16 protein-coding genes are annotated in these 18,913 nt (G+C 69.2%); 6 read left to right on the plus strand and 10 right to left on the minus strand.

Features of this window, described 5'->3' with window-relative positions; translation table 11 throughout:
• The first annotated feature begins 209 nt into the window (after positions 1-209).
• A complete protein-coding gene (locus tag KQY30_RS17935; protein ID WP_217307703.1) occupies positions 210-1,103 on the plus strand; it encodes an LLM class flavin-dependent oxidoreductase in 894 nt (297 codons plus the stop codon).
• A gap of 160 nt (positions 1,104-1,263) precedes the next feature.
• Here the strand turns inward: KQY30_RS17935 and KQY30_RS17940 are convergent, their stop codons facing one another.
• From KQY30_RS17940 to KQY30_RS17955, 4 genes are all read right to left on the minus strand, one after another.
• A complete protein-coding gene (locus KQY30_RS17940) occupies positions 1,264-1,818 on the minus strand; it encodes an RNA 2'-phosphotransferase (protein WP_217307704.1) in 555 nt (184 codons plus the stop codon).
• Positions 1,819-2,174: 356 nt separating this feature from the next.
• Positions 2,175-3,110 carry a metal-dependent hydrolase gene (locus tag KQY30_RS17945; protein WP_217307705.1) on the minus strand — a complete coding sequence of 312 codons (936 nt, stop codon included), beginning with the start codon at positions 3,108-3,110 and terminating at the stop codon, positions 2,175-2,177.
• On the minus strand, positions 3,107-4,957 hold the full coding sequence (locus KQY30_RS17950) for an SDR family oxidoreductase (protein WP_217307706.1): 1,851 nt from the start codon (positions 4,955-4,957) through the stop codon (positions 3,107-3,109). Before KQY30_RS17950 ends, KQY30_RS17945 begins: the two co-directional genes overlap by 4 nt.
• On the minus strand, positions 4,954-5,802 hold the full coding sequence (locus KQY30_RS17955) for a M24 family metallopeptidase (protein ID WP_217311131.1): 849 nt from the start codon (positions 5,800-5,802) through the stop codon (positions 4,954-4,956). The genes KQY30_RS17950 and KQY30_RS17955 overlap by 4 nt, the downstream gene beginning before the upstream one ends.
• A gap of 283 nt (positions 5,803-6,085) precedes the next feature.
• Between KQY30_RS17955 and KQY30_RS17960 the strand changes: the two genes are divergently transcribed.
• From KQY30_RS17960 to KQY30_RS17980, 5 genes are all read left to right on the plus strand, one after another.
• Positions 6,086-7,120: an ABC transporter ATP-binding protein gene (locus KQY30_RS17960; protein ID WP_254407617.1), complete on the plus strand. Its 1,035-nt coding sequence runs from the start codon at positions 6,086-6,088 to the stop codon at positions 7,118-7,120.
• Positions 7,110-8,033: an ABC transporter permease gene (locus KQY30_RS17965; protein ID WP_217307707.1), complete on the plus strand. Its 924-nt coding sequence runs from the start codon at positions 7,110-7,112 to the stop codon at positions 8,031-8,033. Before KQY30_RS17960 ends, KQY30_RS17965 begins: the two co-directional genes overlap by 11 nt.
• Entirely contained in the window at positions 8,030-8,941 is a 912-nt protein-coding gene (locus KQY30_RS17970; RefSeq protein WP_217307708.1) for an ABC transporter ATP-binding protein, read from the plus strand. The genes KQY30_RS17965 and KQY30_RS17970 overlap by 4 nt, the downstream gene beginning before the upstream one ends.
• A gap of 16 nt (positions 8,942-8,957) precedes the next feature.
• On the plus strand, positions 8,958-9,677 hold the full coding sequence (locus tag KQY30_RS17975; protein ID WP_217307709.1) for an ABC transporter permease: 720 nt from the start codon (positions 8,958-8,960) through the stop codon (positions 9,675-9,677).
• Positions 9,678-9,938: 261 nt separating this feature from the next.
• Positions 9,939-10,634, plus strand: coding sequence for a hypothetical protein (locus KQY30_RS17980; protein WP_217311132.1), 696 nt, complete (start codon positions 9,939-9,941; stop codon positions 10,632-10,634).
• Between the two features lie 415 nt (positions 10,635-11,049).
• Here KQY30_RS17980 and KQY30_RS17985 read toward each other — a convergent pair whose 3' ends face one another.
• The 6 genes from KQY30_RS17985 to KQY30_RS36515 form a co-directional block, all read right to left on the minus strand.
• The gene (locus tag KQY30_RS17985) at positions 11,050-11,895 is read right to left on the minus strand and encodes an HAD family hydrolase (RefSeq protein WP_217311133.1); all 846 of its coding nucleotides are present in this window, start codon (positions 11,893-11,895) and stop codon (positions 11,050-11,052) included.
• A 56-nt stretch (positions 11,896-11,951) separates the two neighbouring features.
• Positions 11,952-13,229 (minus strand): serine--tRNA ligase, encoded by a 1,278-nt coding sequence (serS, locus tag KQY30_RS17990; RefSeq protein ID WP_217307710.1) that lies wholly within the window; start codon positions 13,227-13,229, stop codon positions 11,952-11,954.
• A gap of 576 nt (positions 13,230-13,805) precedes the next feature.
• Entirely contained in the window at positions 13,806-14,741 is a 936-nt protein-coding gene (pheA, locus tag KQY30_RS17995; RefSeq protein ID WP_217307711.1) for a prephenate dehydratase, read from the minus strand.
• Between the two features lie 92 nt (positions 14,742-14,833).
• On the minus strand, positions 14,834-16,186 hold the full coding sequence (gene efeB, locus KQY30_RS18000) for an iron uptake transporter deferrochelatase/peroxidase subunit (protein ID WP_217311134.1): 1,353 nt from the start codon (positions 16,184-16,186) through the stop codon (positions 14,834-14,836).
• Between the two features lie 63 nt (positions 16,187-16,249).
• Positions 16,250-18,409, minus strand: coding sequence for a copper resistance protein CopC (locus tag KQY30_RS18005; protein WP_217307712.1), 2,160 nt, complete (start codon positions 18,407-18,409; stop codon positions 16,250-16,252).
• Between the two features lie 14 nt (positions 18,410-18,423).
• Positions 18,424-18,762 (minus strand): copper chaperone PCu(A)C, encoded by a 339-nt coding sequence (locus KQY30_RS36515; protein ID WP_254407618.1) that lies wholly within the window; start codon positions 18,760-18,762, stop codon positions 18,424-18,426.
• Positions 18,763-18,913: the final 151 nt, after the last annotated feature.

Below are 18,913 nucleotides of genomic sequence, written 5' to 3' on the forward strand. Positions count from 1 at the left end.
GTGTGCGTGCGGGCAAGCGGGCGATTCGGGGCCGGGGCGGGGCTTCCGCGGGGGCTGGGGCTGGGGCGGCGGCGACACGCGTATGGTCGGCTGGCGCGAGGTCGACGGGCGTGGGGGCGATTGGCGTACGGATCGAGTGGCATACGGGGGATTGGCGTACGGGTCGACGGGCGCGCGGGCGGTCGGTCGGCGGGACGTAGGGTCGGGGCATGCGCCTCAGTACTGTGATCCTTCCCGTCCGCCGCTGGCACGACGGTGGCCGCGACGAGTGGCTGCGCGCCGAGCGGCTCGGTTTCCATGCCGCGTACACGTACGACCACCTGTCCTGGCGTACCTTCCGCGACGGCCCGTGGTTCGGGGCAGTGCCCACGCTGACGGCGGCAGCCGCGGTCACCGACCGACTACGGCTCGGGACACTCGTCACCTCACCGAACTTCCGGCATCCCGTCACGCTCGCCAAGGACCTGCTCACGCTGGACGATGTCTCGGGCGGGCGGATCACTCTGGGGATCGGCGCGGGCGGTACGGGCTTCGACGCCACGGTGCTGGGGCAGGAGGCGTGGACGCCCCGGGAGCGGGCGGACCGGTTTGCCGAGTTCGTGCCGCTGCTGGACCGGCTGCTGACCGAGGACTCCGTGACGTACGAGGGCAGCTTCTACTCCGCGGTCGAGGCCCGCGGCATCCCGGGGTGTGTGCAGCGGCCCAGGCTGCCCTTCGCGGTCGCGGCCACCGGGCCGCGCGGGCTGCGGCTCGCCGCGGAGTACGGCCAGGCCTGGGTGACGACGGGCGATCCCAAGCTGTTCGAAACCGGTACGCCCGAGCAGTCCCGGGAGGCCATTCACGGGCAGATCGAGCGGCTCGCCAAGGTCTGCGCGGAGATCGGGCGCGAGGTGCCCGAGAAGATCTTGCTCACCGGCTTCACCCCGGACCGGGACGCGCCGATGCGGTCTCTCGACGCGTTCGTGGACTTCGCGGGCCGGTACAGGGAGCTGGGGATCGACGAGATCGTGGTGCATGCGCCCATTCCGGACTCGGTCTTCGCCGCTGACCAGCGGGTCTTCGAGCGGATCGCGACCGAGGCGCCGACGCAGCTCCGCTCGTAACCGGCGGGACTGGGGGCGGGGCTGGGGCGGGGGTCGGAGCCGACGGGCTTCGGATGGGGCTGGGAGCCGGGAGTCGGGAGCCGAAAGCTTGGGCCGGGGCGCGGGTCCGGGCTGTGTCGTGGGCGTCCGTTGGTGACCGTGGGGTGGTCGGCGGGCAGGGTCAGGCGGGGAAGCGCAGGTACCGCGGTGGTACGGAGTCCGTGAGCCAGACCCCATTGGCGCTGACATGGAAGACCAGCCCGCCCCGGTGCATCGCTCCCGCGTCCACCGAGAGCACGATCGGCCGGCCGCGACGCGCGCCGACCCGGGTCGCCGTTTCGCGGTCCGGCGAGAGATGCACATGGTGACGGGCCATGGGGCGCAGCCCTTCGGCCCGGATCGCGTCGAGATGGCGGGCGACGGTCCCGTGGTAGAGGTACGCGGGCGGCTCCGCCGGAGGCAGGTCCAGGTCGACCGCGACGGTGTGGCCCTGGTTGGCGCGGATGCGGTCGCCGTCCACCGTGAAGCGCCGCTTGTCATTGACCGCGACCACATGGTCGAGTTCGGCGCGGCTGATCCGGAAGCCATGCGCGGTCGCGGCGCTGATCAGTTCGTCGACCGCCACCCAGCCGTTCGCGTCGAGGGTGATACCGATCCGCTCGGGCTGGTGGCGCAGATGTTTGGAGAGGTACTTTGACACCTTCACGGTGCGTCGTTCATCGGGTGTTGCGTTCATCCGAACAGCGTGGCCGGTAGGGTCACCAGGCCGCCACTCATTTGAAATTCGTGGTGTTCACAGGTTTGATCCACAGCCAACTCAGTTATCCACAGGGGGATTTGCCGATCCTGTGGACAAGGTCCGCGGCTTTTAACCTATTTGATCAATACGGCTGCCTTGTCTGTTGATTGAGGCGAGGGCGTCCAAGGCCCCTGCCTGAAGCTCCCGTTCGGCCGCCGCCGTGATGAAGGCCGCGACGTTCTCAGGCCCAACCAACCTCTGTATGGCCCGGATCGTACGTACGGCGGCCCCGCTCGCATACGCCAGCCCCTCGATCCGGTACTCGGCCCACGACAAGGACGGACCCGACGCGCTCACTCCCCCCGTTCCGGCGTCGCGCGGCTCACCGTGTCCGCCGCGGCCCGGGCGGCGGGCGAGGCCGCGAGGTAGTCGACTGCTCTGCGCAGCGAGCCTTCCCGCGAGGGGTGGTACGACCGGCGGAAGTAGCGGGGTATCGCCGCGCCCAGCTCGCGCCAGGTCGGCAACAGCCCTTTGCCCATCGCCTTGTTGTGCTCCCGAAGCGAATAGCGCAGCCGGCCCGCGAGCTGAGGGTCGTGCCGGATGAGATAGGCGGCGCCCGAGGCCCAGAGCCACAGCAGTACGGGCACGGTGACACACATCGTGCCGACCCGGCGCGCGTAGCGCAGTGCGTCCGGGCCGCCGCAGTGCTCGTACATGTCGAAGGCCACGGCGCGGTGTTCGACCTCCTCCGCGCCGTGCCAGCGCAGCAGATCGAGCATGACCTCGTCGGATCCCGACCGGTCCAGCGCCTCCGCACGCAGCACCCAGTCACCGAGGACGGCCGTGAACTGCTCGATCGCCGCGACGAACGCCAGCCGGTAGAGCAGCCATCTCCCGGCCGGGAAGGGTATCCCCCAGGGCGGCTTCTCGCCGAGGAGCTTCTCGAAGAGATAGTCGACGCGGCGGATGTAGGCGTCGGTGTTCAGCCGCTGCTCGGCCAGATGGTCCAGTACATGGGAGTGCTGGACGCTGTGCGTGGCCTCCTGCCCCATGAACCCCTTGACGTCCTTGAGCAGTTCAGGGTCGGTGACCAGCGGCAGGCCCTCCTTTAAGACCTTGACGAACCACCGCTCGCCGGCCGGCAGCAGCAGGTGCAGCACATTGATGACATGGGTGGCCGTGGGCTCGTCCGGTATCCAGTGGAGAGGAGTCCCGTGCCAGTCGAACGAGACCCGGCGCGGCACGATGGCATACCGCTCCCCGTCCCCCGCCTGTTTGTCGGTGTTCACAGCGGCGGCTCCACTCGCGCGATCGCGCGCAGCGCCCCGGGGGCGAAGCGGGACAGGAACCGCGCACCGCGGGCCTCCGGAGTGACCGGTATGACGGCCTGGTTGCGCACCACGGCGCGCAGTACGGCGTCGGCGACCTTCTCCGGCGGGTAGTTGCGCAGCCCGTACAGCCGGGAGGTCTTCTTTCTGCGCCGCTCCTGTTCAGCCGCGGAGACACCGGTGAAACGCGCGGTGGACGTGATGTTGGTGTTGACGAAACCGGGGCAGATCGCCGAGACCCCGATGCCTTTGCCGGCAAGTTCCGCCCGGAGGCATTCGCTGAGCATCAGAACCGCCGCCTTGGACGTGCTGTACGCGGGCAGCGCCTTCGAGGGCTGGTAGGCGGCCGCGGACGCGGTGTTGACGATATGGCCGCCCTGTCCGCGCTCGGCCATCTGCCTGCCGAAGACGCGGCAGCCATGGATGACACCCCACAGATTGACGTCCAGGACCTTCTTCCAGTCCTCGGTGGTGGTGTCGAGGAAGGGGCCGGACAGCCCTATGCCCGCGTTGTTGACCAGGACATCGACGATGCCGTACTCCGTGGCGACCTTCTCGGCGAGCTTCTCCATCGCCTTGCCGTCACCGACATCGACCGTCTCGGCCCAGGCCTTGGGTGCTCCGGTCAGACGGGCCAGTTCCGCGGTCCTGGCGGCACCTTCCCCGTCCAGGTCGACCGCCACGATGCGCGCGCCCGCCTCGGCGAACGCGAAGGCGGTGGCCCGGCCGATGCCGCTGGCCGCGCCCGTGACCAGGACGAGCTGTCCGCCGAAGCGCTGCGCGTACGGTCCCGTCGGCGCCGTAACCGTACTCGACTCAGCAGTCCGTTCCGGAGGGCCGCCACTCTCGTGGGCTGTGACGAAGTCGCCGATCCAGGAAACCAGTTGGTCGGGCCTGGTGCGGGGTACCCAGTGCTTGGCGGGCAGCGTGTGCCGTACCAGGCCCGGCGCCCACTGCTCCAGGTCGTCGTAGAGCCGCTCCGACAGGAAGGCGTCGTCGGTCGGGGTGATGAGCTGGACAGGTACGTGCGCATGGGCGTCGGTACGGGGACGGCGCAGCCGGGCGCGGACGTTGTCCCGGTAGAGCCATGCGCCGTGAGCCGCGTCCTGGGGCAGGGAGGCGGTCGGATACGCCGTGCCGGAAAGCCTTTCGGCCCGGCGGAGGATCTTGGGCCACTGCCTGCCGAGAGGGCCGTACCAGGCCAGCTCGGGCAGCACGGGCGTATGCAGCACGTAGATGTACCAGGACTTGGCGCCCTGGCCCAGGAGCTGGCCGACCCGACGCGGAGTGGGGTGTGCCGCGCGCCGTTTGATCCAGTGCCCCATATGGTCCAGCGACGGCCCGGACATCGAGGTGAAGGAGGCGATCCGGCCCTCGGTCCGCGCGACGGTCGCAAACTCCCATGCCTGTACGGAACCCCAGTCGTGGCCGACGAGATGCACCGGCCTGTCCGGACTCACCGCGTCGGCGACCGCCAGGAAGTCATCGGTCAGCTTCTCCAGTGTGAAGCCGCCGCGCAGCGGGTCCGGCGCCGTCGACCCGCCGTGCCCCCGCACGTCGTACAGCACCACATGGAAGCGCTTCGCCAGCCTTGCCGCGACCTCCGACCAGACTTCCTTGCTGTCCGGATAGCCGTGCACGAGCACCACGGTCGGCCGCCCGGGATCGCCCAGCTCGGCGACACACAGCTCGACTCCGCCGGTCAGCACCCGGCGCTCCCGTGCCCCCTCCAGCCCCGGGACCGTACTGCCGCTGCCGCCCGAGGAGCCCGCACCCGGGACTGCGCCCGCGCCCCTGTCCGTACTCATACGGCCGCCTCCGTCCAGCGCCGCACATGCGGCAGATCGTCATCCAGCCAGAACGCGCTCTGTTCCGGATCCCGGGAGTCGGTGACGACCAGGATCTCCTCGAACTTCGCGCCCGTACCCCGGAACCCGAGGTGCGGTTCGACCGCCCACAGCCCCTGTGCCGGCGGGTGATCCGAGAACCGGTACGGGCTCCACAGCGGCGACCACCCGTCGCGGTGGCCGCGCAGCGCGTCGCTCGCGAGCCCCTTGAGCGACTGGGTGCCGAACCCGAACACATGCGGTGACCAGCGACGTTCCTTCACCCGGTCGATCTTGTGGGCGATGACACCGAACGGATAGGCCCGGTGCCTGTTGGCGTAGCCCTGTCGGACCATGAGGCGGTCCACGTCCTCGTAGATCTCCCGCAACGTCCGCCGCTCACGCACCTCGCGCAGGATCAGCTCGCGGTGCGCCCGGAGGTCGGCGATCAGTTTGTTGTGCAGGGGGTTCGGACCGAGACAGCCCGAGTAGCCGACATCCGCCGTGAAGCCGCGATGGACGGGCGCGAGGTCCAGGATGAACGGCATCCCGGTCTCCAGCCGGCGCCCGGTGGGAAAGAACTGCAGCGGTATCCGGAAGCCGACGAACGCCGTACGGTCCCCGAACCAGGCGAAGGGCAGGTGGAACCAGTCGCGCACGCCGCGGGCGCGCAGCCACGCACGCTGCATCCGCGCCGCCTCGCGCTCGGTCACCCCCGGCGTGAGCCGCGCGGCGACGGTCTCCGCGCATTCGTACGCCAAGCGCTGGACCTCCCTGAACCCCCGCAGCTCCGCGGTCCGTTGGTCCGTCACGGCATCGTCTCCCATCGGTTCCATGTGCTGTGCGTGTTCGTCGTGTCACGCAAATCGATGTGGCAGTGACGAATGTGACAATGCCAGGTGCCAGCGTCAAGGGCCGGGCTGTACCTGTGGATAACCGGCCCGCTCGCCCCTGTGGACAACTCGGTCGGCGAATCGGCCGATGGACTACGGTTTCTCCCAGTTCCTCAGCGGCCCCCTTACGGGTCCGTACGCCCTGAGGGGGACAGGGATACAGCCGCCAAGGCTGACGACCCCTGTTACCTTCGCCACTACCGTCGGAGCCGTGAATGTGATCGCGACAGAAGGCCTGAGTAAGCGGTTCCCACGGGTAACCGCGCTTGACCGGCTCTCTCTGGACATCGGACCGGGTGTGACCGGTCTGGTGGGTGCCAATGGAGCTGGCAAGTCCACCATGATCAAGATCCTGCTGGGTCTTTCCCCCGCCACGGAAGGCCGGGCCACGGTGCTCGGGCTCGATGTCGCCACCAGCGGCGGTGCCATCCGTGAGCGTGTGGGATACATGCCCGAGCACGACTGCCTGCCGCCGGACGTCTCGGCCACCGAGTTCGTCGTTCATATGGCGCGCATGTCCGGACTCCCCCCGACCGCGGCGCGCGAGCGCACCGCGGACACGCTGCGCCATGTCGGCCTCTACGAGGAGCGTTACCGCCCCATCGGTGGTTACTCGACCGGTATGAAGCAGCGCGTCAAGCTCGCACAGGCGCTGGTCCACGACCCCCAGCTCGTCCTCCTGGACGAGCCGACCAACGGCCTCGACCCGGTCGGCCGTGACGAGATGCTCGGCCTGATCCGCCGCGTATACACGGACTTCGGCATCTCCGTCCTGGTCACCTCGCACCTCCTGGGCGAGCTCGAACGGACCTGTGACCATGTCGTCGTCATCGACGGCGGGACACTGCTGCGCTCCAGCTCCACCAGCGACTTCACGCAGATCACCACGACCCTCGCGGTCGAGGTCACGGACACGGACGCGCACCCCGACGGCACCGAGACGCTGCGCGAGGCCCTCACCACGGCCGGGCTGACCCTCCACGCGGGCATGGAAGAGGGGCTTCCCGGCGCGGGCCACATCCTGCTGATCGAGGCCAAGGGCGAGGAGACGTACGACGTCGTCCGCGACACCGTCGCCGCGCTCGGCCTCGGACTCGTACGGATGGAACAGCGGCGCCACCACATAGCGGAGGTGTTCCGCCCCCAGCGGACCGAACACCCGCAGGGCACACCGCAACAGGCCCCGGACGGCCGGGCCGCAGACGGAACGGACCACGCACTGGTGAAGGGAGGCGTCCACGATGAGCGCTGAGACCACGACCGGCACCGATGCCGGTACGGGATCCGGAGCCGCGACCACCCGGATCCACAACATCGGATACCGCACCTACGACGGAGCGCGCCTCGGCCGCGCCTACGCGCGCCGCTCCCTCTACTCGCAGTCCCTGCGCGGTGCGTACGGACTCGGCCGCTCGGCCAAGTCCAAGGTCCTGCCGATGATCCTCTTCGCGGTGATGTGCCTGCCCGCGGCCATCATCGTCGCGGTCGCCATCGCGACCAATCTCAAGGAACTGCCGCTCGACTACACGCGCTACGCGATCTTCACCCAGGCCGTCATCGGTCTCTATCTGGCCTCCCAGGCCCCGCAGTCCGTCTCCCGCGACCTGCGCTTCAAGACCGTGCCGCTCTACTTCTCCCGCCCGATCGAGCGCGTCGACTACGTACTCGCGAAGTACGGAGCGATGGCCTCCGCGCTCTTCGTACTGACCGGGGCGCCGCTCGTCATCCTCTACGCGGGCTCACTGCTGGCCAAGATGGACTTCGCCGACCAGACCAAGGGATTCGGCCAGGGGCTGGTGTCGGTGGCGCTGCTCTCCCTGCTCTTCGGCGGGCTCGGCCTGGTGATGGCCGCTCTCACACCGCGGCGCGGCTTCGGCGTCGCCGCCGTGATAGCCACCCTGACCATTTCGTACGGCGCTGTCTCCACCCTCCAGGCGATCGCGTGGAGCTCGGACGCCGTCGGAGCCGTCAAGTGGCTCGGCCTCTTCTCGCCGGTCACGCTCATCGACGGTGTGCAGACCGCCTTCCTGGGCGCGACCTCCGCCTTCCCGGGCGAGGCAGGTCCCTCGGCCGGCGTGGGCGTGGTCTATCTGCTGGTCGTCCTCGCGCTCGTAGCCGGCTCGTACGCCGTCCTGATGCGCCGTTACCGGAAGGTCGGGCTGTGACCACCATCAATATCGAGCACACCTCGCGCTGGTTCGGCAATGTGGTGGCCGTCAACGACGTCACGATGACCATCGCCCCCGGTGTCACCGGACTCCTCGGCCCCAACGGCGCGGGCAAGTCGACCCTGATCAATATGATGGCCGGCTTCCTCGCCCCCTCCACGGGCAGCGTCACCCTCGACGGCCAGCCGATCTGGCGCAACGAATCGGTCTACCGGCAGATCGGCATCGTGCCGGAGCGGGAGGCGATGTACGACTTCCTGACCGGCCTGGAGTTCGTCGTCGCCAACGCCGAACTGCACGGGCTGGGGAGGAAGGAGGCGCGTGCGGCTCTCGCCACGGTCGAGATGGAGTACGCGCAGGACCGCAAGATCGCGACGTACAGCAAGGGCATGCGCCAGCGCGTGAAGATGGCGTCCGCGCTGGTCCACGACCCGTCTGTGCTGCTTCTGGACGAGCCGTTCAACGGTATGGACCCGCGTCAGCGCATGCAGCTCATGGATCTGCTGCGGCGTATGGGCGCCACGGGCCGCACGGTTCTCTTCTCCTCCCATATTTTGGAGGAGGTCGAGCAGCTCGCCTCGCACATCGAGGTGATCGTGGCCGGGCGCCATGCCGCCTCCGGGGACTTCCGCAAGATCCGCCGGCTGATGACCGACCGGCCGCACCGCTATCTCGTACGGTCCAGCGACGACCGCGCGCTCGCCGCCGCGCTGATCGCCGACCCGTCGACGGCCGGTATCGAGGTGGACCTCGCCGAGGGCGCGCTGCGCATCCAGGCGGTCGACTTCGGCCGGTTCACCGAGCTGCTGCCGCGGGTCGCCCGCGAACACTCCATCCGGCTGCTCACGGTCTCGCCCTCGGACGAGTCCCTCGAGTCGGTCTTCTCGTACCTCGTAGCGGCCTGAAAGGAGCTGTGACGTCATGTACAACCCCACAGTCGCCCGGCTCACCTACCGGGCCCTGCTCGGCAGGCGCCGGGCCGCGCTTCTTTTCCTGCTGCCCGCGCTGCTGATCGTCATCGCGGTCGCCGTCCGCGTGCTCAACGGCGCCGACGACCAGGTCGCGGTGGATGTGCTGGGCGGTTTCGCACTCGCCACGATGGTGCCGCTGATCGGTGTCATCGCGGGGACCGGCGCGATCGGACCCGAGATCGACGACGGCTCGATCGTCTATCTGCTCTCCAAGCCGGTGAAGCGGTCGTCGATCATCTTCACCAAGCTGATCGTGGCCATAGCCGTGACCATGGCCTTCTCCGCGATCCCCACATTCATAGCCGGGTACATCCTCAACGGCAACGGCCAGCAGATCGCCGTCGCTTACACGGTCGCGGCGCTGGTCGCCTCGATCGCGTACAGCGCGCTCTTCCTGCTGCTGGGTACGGTCAGCCGCCACGCGGTGGTCATCGGACTCGTCTACGCGCTGGTCTGGGAGACGCTCTTCGGCAGCCTGGTGGCGGGCGCGCGGACGCTCAGCGTCCAGCAGTGGTCGCTGGCGCTCGCCCAGAAGATAGGCGGCGAGGGCACGATCACCTCGGACGTCGGCCTGCCGCTGGCAGTGGGCCTACTGGCGGGGGTCTCGGTAGCGGCGACCTGGTACGCGGGCCAGAAGCTCAGGACGCTGAAGCTCGCGGGCGAGGAGTAGACGCGTGCGTTCCGCACGGCAACCCCCGCCCGGTGGGCGGGGGTTGCCGCGTAACTGTACGTTTATCGCTTCGTTGTCCAGTACGCGTGGAGGCAACTGGAGTCTGTGACGTCGAGCGTTTGTGAAGCTGGGGATTGCCGGCGCGGGGCCGAGAGCCGCGTATGCCGGTCATTGAGTGAGTAGCCACCGTGAGCCGACCTCCGCCCCTGAAGCCCGGGGAGAGGGCCGACCATCAATCGGTTTCACGTGGAAGGCATGTCCATGCCACCTGAAGGTGCCCTGCTCGAATCGCACACACTGCGTGTCGAGCATCTCGGACGCGTAGACGCTCTCGACAAGATCAAGGCTCTTGTCATGCTCCCCGACGGAATTCACGTTCGCACAGAGGACGTGGCCCGGTACTTCGAAGTATCCACAGATGCCGTCAGGCAACTCACAGCCCGGCATCGGGCGGAACTCGTCGAAAATGGGATGCGTGTACTGCGAGGCGCTGACCTGCGGCTTTATCATAGTGACATGGTGTCACTATGGGGCGCCGAGGCGGCCAAAAGTTATCCACAGGCAGCCACCCAGCTCACGCTCTACACCCGCCGTGCTGTGCTCAACATCGCGATGCTTCTTCGCGACAGCGACATCGCGCGGTGCGTCCGTACGTATCTCCTCGACGCCGAGGACGAACTCCGCACGGGTTACACGAACCTCGACCGGCGGGTGACCGATGTCGAGGCGTGCCTCGGCGGGGTCGGTGTGGCGCTTCAGGAGCTGGGGCCGGTTCTGAGCCGGATGTCGTACCGGCTCGACAGTCTGGACCGGCGGCTCGATGCGACCAATCAGGTCGTCGGAGCCATCAGCAACCGGCTGTGCCAGATGTCCGAGGACATCAACCGGGTCGATGCCCGGGTGGACGATGTCGTCCATCAACTGAGGGATCTGCGCCGGAGCCGTAAGCGCCGCTGATCCAGCTCGTAGCCCATGCGCCCGCGTCCGTCTGTGGTAACCCTGCGGGCGGGCGTGGGCCATGGCGCCGATATTCGGTGGCGGGACGTCGCCGCCCCGGGCACAGTAGTTCTGTCAAGGCACACCTCAGGACCGGGAGCGGAGCACGGCGACGACCGGGATTCCGTGTCCGCCGAGTTCCCAGCAGGGCAGCACCGCGCAGGCGCCGGAGTAGCCATCACTGCTCCGCGCGGCCGCCGGGGCGCTGCCCGGGGGCGGCCGCTTCGAGCGCGCATCCGCGCGGGCCGCCCCTTCCCGGAGGACTGAGCGAGTGGCGGACCATCGGCGGTACGGCTGCGACTCGCACGCCCCGAGCAGCACCCGCGGCCAGCGGCCGAAGTCAGCGGCCCTGACTACCCCCGACCGGGGGCCGTAACTACCCCAGCAGCAGCTTCTCCAGCACCACCGCGATGCCGTCATCCTCGTTCGACGCCGTGATCTCGTCGGCCACGGCCTTCAGTTCCTCATGCGCGTTCGCCATCGCCACCCCGTGCCCCGCCCAGGCGAACATCGGGATGTCATTGGGCATGTCGCCGAACGCGATTGTGTCCGCCGCCGTGACACCGAGCCGGCGCGCGGCCAGCGACAGCCCGGTCGCCTTGTTCAGGCCCAGCGGCAGGATTTCCACAACCCCGGCCCCGGCCATCACCACATCCACCAGGCCGCCGACCGTCGCCCGCGCTGCCTGCGCCAGCGCGTCGTCGTCCAGCTCGGGGTGCTGGATGTACACCTTGTTGAGCGGCTCCGCCCACAGCTCCGTCAGGTCGTCGACGAACAGCGCCGGAAGTTCACGGTCCAGCACCTGGTAACCAGGGCCGATCACCACCTCGCCGTCGAGACCGTCCCGGCTCGCCGCGAGCGCCAGCGGCCCGGTCTCCGCCTCGGTCTTGGCGAGCGCCAGCCTGGCCAGTTGGCGGTCCAGCGTCACCGACGTCAGCAGCCTGCGCTCACCGGCGTGATAGACCTGCGCGCCCTGGCCGCACACCGCGAGGCCTTCGTATCCCAGATCGTCCAGTATGTGCCGTGTCCAGGGCACGCCACGTCCCGTGACGATGATGTGCGCGGCTCCCGCCGCCGTGACCGCGGCGAGCGCCTCGCGCGTACGCCCGGAGACCGTGAAGTCCTCACGCAGCAGCGTGCCGTCGAGATCGGTCGCCACCAGCCGGTACGGGAACGATGCCGCGGACGAACCCGTGGCCGGGACCGCTGAGGACCCGGCCACAGAGGACCGCGCGGACGACGAGGGCGTCGGCGACGACGCCGGGTCGGAGCCGGTATTCACTTGGTGACCGGCTCCAGCAGCTCACGCCCGCCCAGATAGGGCCGCAGCACCTCGGGCACCACCACCGAACCGTCGGCCCGCTGGTGGTTCTCCAGGATCGCCACGATCGTGCGCGGCACCGCGCAGAGCGTGCCGTTCAGCGTCGACAGGGGCTTGATCTGCTTGCCGTCCCGCATCCGGACGGAGAGCCGGCGCGCCTGGAAGCCGTCGCAGTTCGACGCCGAGGTCAGCTCGCGGTACTTCCCCTGCGTCGGGATCCATGCCTCGCAGTCGAACTTCCGCGACGCCGAGGCCCCCAGATCGCCGGTCGCCACATCGATCACCTGGAAGGGCAGCCCGAGACCGGTCAGCCACTGCTTCTCCCAGTCCAGCAGCCGCTGGTGCTCGGACTGGGCGTCCTCCGGATCGACGTACGAGAACATCTCGACCTTGTCGAACTGGTGGACCCGGAAGATGCCCCGGGTGTCCTTGCCGTACGTACCGGCCTCGCGGCGGAAGCACGGCGAGAAGCCCGCGTACCGCAGGGGCAGCTTGTCGGCCTCGATGATCTCGTCCATGTGGTACGCGGCGAGCGGTACCTCCGACGTACCGACCAGGTAGAAGTCGTCCTTCTCCAGGTGGTACACGTTCTCCGAGGCCTGGCCGAGGAAGCCCGTACCCTCCATGGCGCGCGGGCGGACCAGCGCCGGAGTCAGCATGGGGATGAACCCGGCCTCGGTGGCCTGGGCGATCGCCGCGTTGACGAGAGCCAGCTCCAGGAGCGCGCCGACGCCCGTCAGATAGTAGAACCGCGAGCCGGACACCTTGGCGCCGCGCTCCACATCGATGGCGCCCAGCGCCTCGCCCAGCTCCAGATGGTCCTTGGGCTCGAAGCCCTCCGCCGCGAAGTCGCGGATCGTGCCGTGCGTCTCCAGGACGGCGAAGTCCTCCTCGCCGCCGACCGGGACATCGGGGTGGACGATATTGCCGAGCTGGAGGAGCAGCCGCCTGGCCTCCTCGTCCGCGTCGTGCTGCTCGGCGTCGGCGGCCCTGACATCGGCCTTGAGCTGCTCCGCCTTCTTGAGCAGCTCGGCCTTCTCCTCGGCGGACGCCTTGGGGATCAGCTTGCCGAGCGACTTCTGCTCGGAGCGCAGCTCGTCGAAGCGGAGGCCGGACGACCTGCGCCGCTCATCGGCGGAGAGCAGGGCGTCGACCAGGGCGACATCCTCTCCACGGGCGCGCTGGGAGGCGCGGACACGGTCGGGGTCCTCACGGAGCAGGCGAAGGTCAATCACCCCCCAGGCTACCGGTGCCCGCCGACACCGACCCACTCGATATCAACAGGCACACCTCTCTGTCTGAATTGTCGCGATTGAGAAATCTGCCGGAAAATCTCCCGCCAGTCATTCGTCGTTCGTCAATAAAGGGGATCCAATTCGCCGCAACGAGGCATAAGGTGGCGGTCTGCTTGACTCACTTCCCTTGTGGAGAAGGGGACTTGAGTCGAACTCCACAGAGCGTTGTCCACAGAGGCGCGCCGGTCGCGCGAGTTATCCACAGGCTGCGCGAGGGGCCTGTGGATTGCGGAAAAGAACGGGTCGCGCGAGCTGGGGGCGGGCCGGAGATTTCCCTCGTAAACCCACTTCACACACTCATTCGGGTGGGAATTGCTCGCTCCAACGAGTTGATCGCTGGAATCGGGCTGACGTTGGGCGGCTCGGCGCCCTGTGGATGGAGGTGGGTGACCGCAGAGATTTGTCGACTCGACCGGCCCGTGTTGTCGACTTGTCCCCAGGTCGAGAAGCGTGCCTGTGGATAACTTTGCCCTTCATCCACAGGCTCACAAGCACAGAGGCTCAGAAGCCCAGCCCTCAGGCGCGGCCGTCCTGGCTTCGCGCCAGCCACTCGGCCGCCTCGATGAACTCCGTGTCCGAGGTCCCCCGCCGCAGTGTCGACACATCGTCCGCCGACACCCCCGCCCGCGGGTACGAGCCGAGGAAGCGCACCTTGGGACAGATCCGCTTCAGCCCCATCAGCGCCTCGCCCACCCGCCGCTCCGAGATATGGCCCTCGGCGTCCACCGCGAAGCAGTAGTTGCCGATCCCGGCGCCGGTCGGCCGCGACTGGATCAGCATCAGGTTGACCCCGCGCACGGCGAACTCCTGGAGCAGTTCGAGCAGTGCGCCGGGGTGGTCGTCGCCCATCCAGATGACCACCGAGGTCTTGTCCGCGCCCGTCGGCGCCGCCGGGCGCGCGGGCCGGCCCACCAGCACGAAGCGCGTCTCCGCGTTCTGCGCGTCATGGATCTCGGTCACCAGGGGTTCGAGACCGTACGTCGCCGCCGCGAACTCACCCGCGAAGGCCCCGTCGAACCGTCCCTCCTGCACCAGCCGCGCGCCGTCCGCGTTCGACGCCGCCGACTCCCACAGCGCGTCCGGGAGCTGGTTCCGCAGCCAGTTGCGCACCTGCGGCTGCGCGACCGGATGACCGGTCACCGTCTTCACGTCGGAGAGCTTGGTCCCGGGCCGTACGAGCAGGGCGAACGTGATGGGCAGCAGCACCTCGCGGTAGATCATCAGCGGCTCGCCGGAGGCCAGCTCGTCAAGGGTCGCGGTGACACCGCCCTCCACCGAGTTCTCGATCGGTACGAGCGCCGCCGCCGCATCGCCGTTCCGTACGGCGTCGAGCGCCGCCGGTACGGACACCATGGGGACGAGTTCGCGGGTCGCGGCTTCCGGGAGCGTACGGAGGGCTGCCTCCGTGAACGTGCCTTCGGGGCCGAGATACGTGTAGCGCGTGGCCGACATACGGTCACCCTAATGGCCCGGCGGATCTCATGCCGCGAGCGCCGACCCGCCGCCGACCGCCGGCCCGCCCCCGAGCCCCCGACCCGCGGCCCTCAGGACTCCAGCAGCCGCTGCCCCACGTACTCCCCCTGCTCCGCGCCCCCCGGCACCGCGAACAGCCCGCTCGCCTCGTGGCGGATGAACGCCGACAGCGCGTCCCCCCGGTCGAGCTTGCGCTGCACCGGTACGAACCCCTTGAGCGGATCCGCCTGCCAGCAGACGAAGAGCAGTCCGGCGTCAGGAGTCCCGTCGGCCCCGATTCCGTCATGGAACGAGAACGGGCGGCGCAGCATCGCGGCCCCGCCGTTCGCCTCCGGTGTGGAGATCCGGGCATGCGCGTTCGCCGGTATGACCGGCTTGCCGTCGGCTCCGAGCCGGTCGAGATCCGGCTCGGTCGTCTCCGTACCGCCCGTGAGCGGCGCGCCGTCGGACTTGCGGCGGCCGATGACCTGCTCCTGCTTGGCGAGCGGGAGCTTCTCCCAGTCGTCGAGGAGCATCCGGATGCGCCGTACGACCGCGTACGAGCCGCCCGCCATCCAGGCCGGAGTGCCGGACGGCGGCGCCGCCGGGACGAAGATCCGCCGGTCGAAGTCCGGCTCCGACGGCTTCGGATTGCCCGTCCCGTCGACCTGGCCCATCAGATTGCGGCTGGTCATCGGGTGCGGGGTTGCGCCGGGCGAACGGTTGAACCCGTTCATCTGCCAGCGCACCCGCGCCGCCGCGCCCGCGTCCTTCTGGAGCGTACGGAGGGCATGAAAGGCGACCAGCGCGTCGTCGGAGCCGATCTGGACCCAGATATCGCCCTCGCTCCGCCCCGCGTCGAGATGGTCGGAGGAGAAGGCGGGCAGCGGGTCCAGAGCAGCGGGGCGCTGACCGGTCAGGCCCGTACGGTCGAAGAAGGTACGGCCGAAGCCGAAGGTCACCGTAAGGGAGGAAGGCCCGGCGTCCAGTGCGATTCCGGTGTCACCGCTCGCCGCCGGTTCGCCCGCCATCATCGCCCGCGCCGACTCCGACCAGCGGCGGAGCAGCGCGGCTGCCTCCTTGCGGCCGGCTCCGGGGGCGAGATCGAAGGCGATCAGATGCCCGCGGGCGTGGAGCGGTGTGGTGATTCCGGGCTGGTGCGCGCCATGGAAGGGGACGGTTGCCGAACCGAGGGCGGTCAGCGCCGTCGCCGGCTCGGGGCGGCTTGCCGCGTACGTACCCGCTCCGGCCGCCGCGCCGAGCGCCAGCCCGGTGGCTCCGGCGGCGCCCGCGGTGCCGAGCAGCCGCCGCCGGGAGATACCGGCGGCGGCCGGGCTGTCCGAGGTGTTGGCAGTGTCCGGGGAAGCAGGGGAAGCCGGGGATTTCGGGGAAGCAGGGGCGGCCGGGGATTTCGGGGAGCCGTGCGGGCCCTGCCCGCCGTGCATCCCCTGCCCGCCGTTCCGGCCGGTCCGGTCGTTGTGGTCCTGTCGGGTCTCGCTCACGATGGGTCAGCCGATCTTCACGTTCTTGTCGACGGTCGTCTGGTCGATGTCGGAGGTCCGTACGGTCACCTGGAGCCGCCAGTCGCCGGGCATCGGGATCTGTACGCCGTCCGCGCTCCAGTGTCCGGGTGCGAAACGGTCGGGAACGATCGGAAGCGGTCCGATCCGTTCGGCGTCGAGTGTGAAAGCGGCCTTCACCTCGGGTGCGTCCAGGGGCTGTCCGTCGGTCCCGTCGACATAGATGTGCATGACATTGCCGCCGGAACGGCCGGGATCCAGGGTCAGCCGAATCGTTCCCTTGCCCTTCGGGCCGCCGGTGTCGAAGGGCATGCTGACGCTGATGGGACCCTGTTCCGCGGGGGCCTGGGCCACGGTGCCGCCGGTCCGGGCGGCCTCCTGCTCGGCGGTACGGCCCGGCTCGGTGGAGGTCAGTACGGTCGTGACGGCGAGCAGCACCACGGCGACACCGGCCTCGGCCAGTACGGTACGGCGCAGTCCGGTCCGCGCGGGATCGGCGTCCCGGATGCGCTTTTGGCGTGCGGTCGCCAGTGCGGCTTTCTGGCGGGCGAGCTGGGTAGCTCTCCGACTGTCATCGACCACAGCCGTGGCGGTGGCGGTCTCGGATCTGGAGCGTGTCCCGGCCTCCGCTTCCGCCCCCGCCTCACTGCCGGCCCCAGCCTCCACCTCTGCCTTCACCTTCGCCTCGCCGCCGGCCTCGGTCTCCGTCCCTCCAGCCGCCGCTCCCTTGCCTACTTCGCCTTCCTCGCCTGCTTCGCCCGTTTCGGCCGGCTCTCCCAGCCGTCCCGTCCACCGCCGTGAGAACCAGGCGATTCCGACCAGTACAGCGACCAGTCCGACCTTGACCAGCAGGAGCTGCCCGTATGTCGTTTCCCAGAGCGCCGACCACGATCCGACCTGACGCCAGGACTGGTAGAGCCCGGTCGCGGCGAGCACCACGACACTGACGAAGGCGATGCGCGAGAAGCGCCGTACCGCCGCGCTCTCCATCGAAGGCGCCTGGTAGAGAGCGACGAGCAGCGCGGTGAGGCCGCCCAGCCAGACCGCCACCGCCAGCAGATGCAGGACGTCCACCGGCATCGCCACACCGGGCTGGATCCCGGTCGAGGCGTGCTCGGCGAGCGCCCAGGTGCCGGCGATCCCGGCGGCCACGACCGTACCGCCCAGGCTGAGCCCGAAGGTGAGGTCCTTCCTCTCCTTGCGCTCCTCGCTCTCCCGTCGTCCGTCCTGTTCGGACGGCTCGGACTGCTCCGCCTGCTCCGACTCCTCGGACCGTTCGCTGTCCGGCTGCCCGCTGCCCGGCTGCTCGCCGTCCGGCCGCCCGCTCTCGTCCGCCGCCACCTTCTTGGCGTACGCGCCGAAGAGGACGGCGACAAAGAGCGCCGCCGCGCCGAGGAGCAGCAGCCGGGAGACGAGTGCCGCTCCGGTCTTGGTGGCGAGGACGTCCTGGAGACCGTCGAGATCGAAGGCGTCGCCCAGCTTGCCCGAGCCGGTGTACGGGTTGCGCAGGAGCAGCAGGACGAGTGTGGCGGCGGTCAGGGCGAGCCAGCCCTGTACGACCAGCCGTTGCAGTGGTCGTACGGACGCACCGCGCTGCCAGCAGGCGAGTACGAAGGCGGCGCCGCCGACGAGAAGGATGAACCCGGCATACGAGACATAGCGCGCCGCGCCGTACAGGGTGCCGACGAGTCCGCCGCCCACCTCCTCGGTGGGCACGGTGGCGGTGGTCTTGGAGGGCGCTCCGATGGAGAACGTGAAGGCGCCCGAGATGGGATGGCTGTCGGCGGACACGGCCTGCCAGGCGACGGTGTAGGTGCCGTCGGGCAGTCCGGGGCGCAGGCCGATGCCGTAGCGGACCGTGCCCCCGGCGCTCAGATCGCGGATCTTTCCCGCGTCGGCGCGTTTGCTGTCCGGATCGAGTACGCGGATCGAGTTGTCGCCCATGGCGACCTGTTCGGAGAAAGTGAGGCTGATGTCCTTGGGAGCGGTCGCGACCACCGCCCCGTCCTCGGGGCTGCTCCCCGTCAGTGCCGCATGCGCCGACGCCGTGCCGGAGAGCACGGTGAAGACGGTGCCGAACAGCACCGTGGTGACGAGCAGCAGTCGCATCAGGGGAGCGTGTCCGAAGCGCGGAGCGGTGGCTGTCATGGCGTCTCAGTCCCTCACTGCTGGGCCGGGTTGTACGTGGTCTCCTTCACGGGAAGCTCGACCGTGACGGGGTCGGTCTTCTCGAAGTGCAGCTCGATACGGACCTTCTCCCCCTGCCGGGGGCGGTGCTTGAGATCCATGAACATGATGTGACTGCCGCCGCGTTCGAGATCCAGCTTTCCGCCGGCCGGGATGTCGAAGGACGTCACCTCCATCATTTTCTGGTTCTCGGTCTTGTGGATGGTGATGTCGTCGGAGATGTCCCCGGTGACGGACGTGAGCTTGTCGGGGGTGCCGCCCTTGTTGGTGATGACGACGAAACCGGCAGCGAGATCACTGACGGGCTCGGGCATATAGGCGCCGCTGACGGACAGTTGGGGCCGCTCGGACGAGCCCCCTGCGCGGAAGCGGAGTTGGAGGCGGATCCGGAGGCGGACGCGGACGAGCCGGAGGAACAGCCGGCCAGCGCCAGCGCGGCGGCGAGGCCGACGGCGAGTGCGAGCG

Source organism: Streptomyces sp. GMY02 (assembly GCF_019056675.1).
Classification (GTDB): domain Bacteria; phylum Actinomycetota; class Actinomycetes; order Streptomycetales; family Streptomycetaceae; genus Streptomyces; species Streptomyces odonnellii.

Bases quoted from the DNA above. Each gene is read 5' to 3' on its own strand.
- efeB (WP_217311134.1), bottom strand. From the start codon at position 16,186: ATGCACGGCGGGCAGGGCCCGCACGGCTCCCCGAAATCCCCGGCCGCC.
- KQY30_RS17965 (WP_217307707.1), top strand. From the start codon at position 7,110: ATGAGCGCTGAGACCACGACCGGCACCGATGCCGGTACGGGATCCGGA.
- KQY30_RS17975 (WP_217307709.1), top strand. From the start codon at position 8,958: ATGTACAACCCCACAGTCGCCCGGCTCACCTACCGGGCCCTGCTCGGC.
- KQY30_RS17950 (WP_217307706.1), bottom strand. From the start codon at position 4,957: ATGAGTACGGACAGGGGCGCGGGCGCAGTCCCGGGTGCGGGCTCCTCG.
- KQY30_RS17955 (WP_217311131.1), bottom strand. From the start codon at position 5,802: ATGGGAGACGATGCCGTGACGGACCAACGGACCGCGGAGCTGCGGGGG.
- KQY30_RS17935 (WP_217307703.1), top strand. From the start codon at position 210: ATGCGCCTCAGTACTGTGATCCTTCCCGTCCGCCGCTGGCACGACGGT.
- pheA (WP_217307711.1), bottom strand. From the start codon at position 14,741: ATGTCGGCCACGCGCTACACGTATCTCGGCCCCGAAGGCACGTTCACG.
- KQY30_RS36515 (WP_254407618.1), bottom strand. From the start codon at position 18,762: ATGCCCGAGCCCGTCAGTGATCTCGCTGCCGGTTTCGTCGTCATCACC.
- KQY30_RS17980 (WP_217311132.1), top strand. From the start codon at position 9,939: ATGCCACCTGAAGGTGCCCTGCTCGAATCGCACACACTGCGTGTCGAG.
- KQY30_RS18005 (WP_217307712.1), bottom strand. From the start codon at position 18,409: ATGACAGCCACCGCTCCGCGCTTCGGACACGCTCCCCTGATGCGACTG.
- KQY30_RS17940 (WP_217307704.1), bottom strand. From the start codon at position 1,818: ATGAACGCAACACCCGATGAACGACGCACCGTGAAGGTGTCAAAGTAC.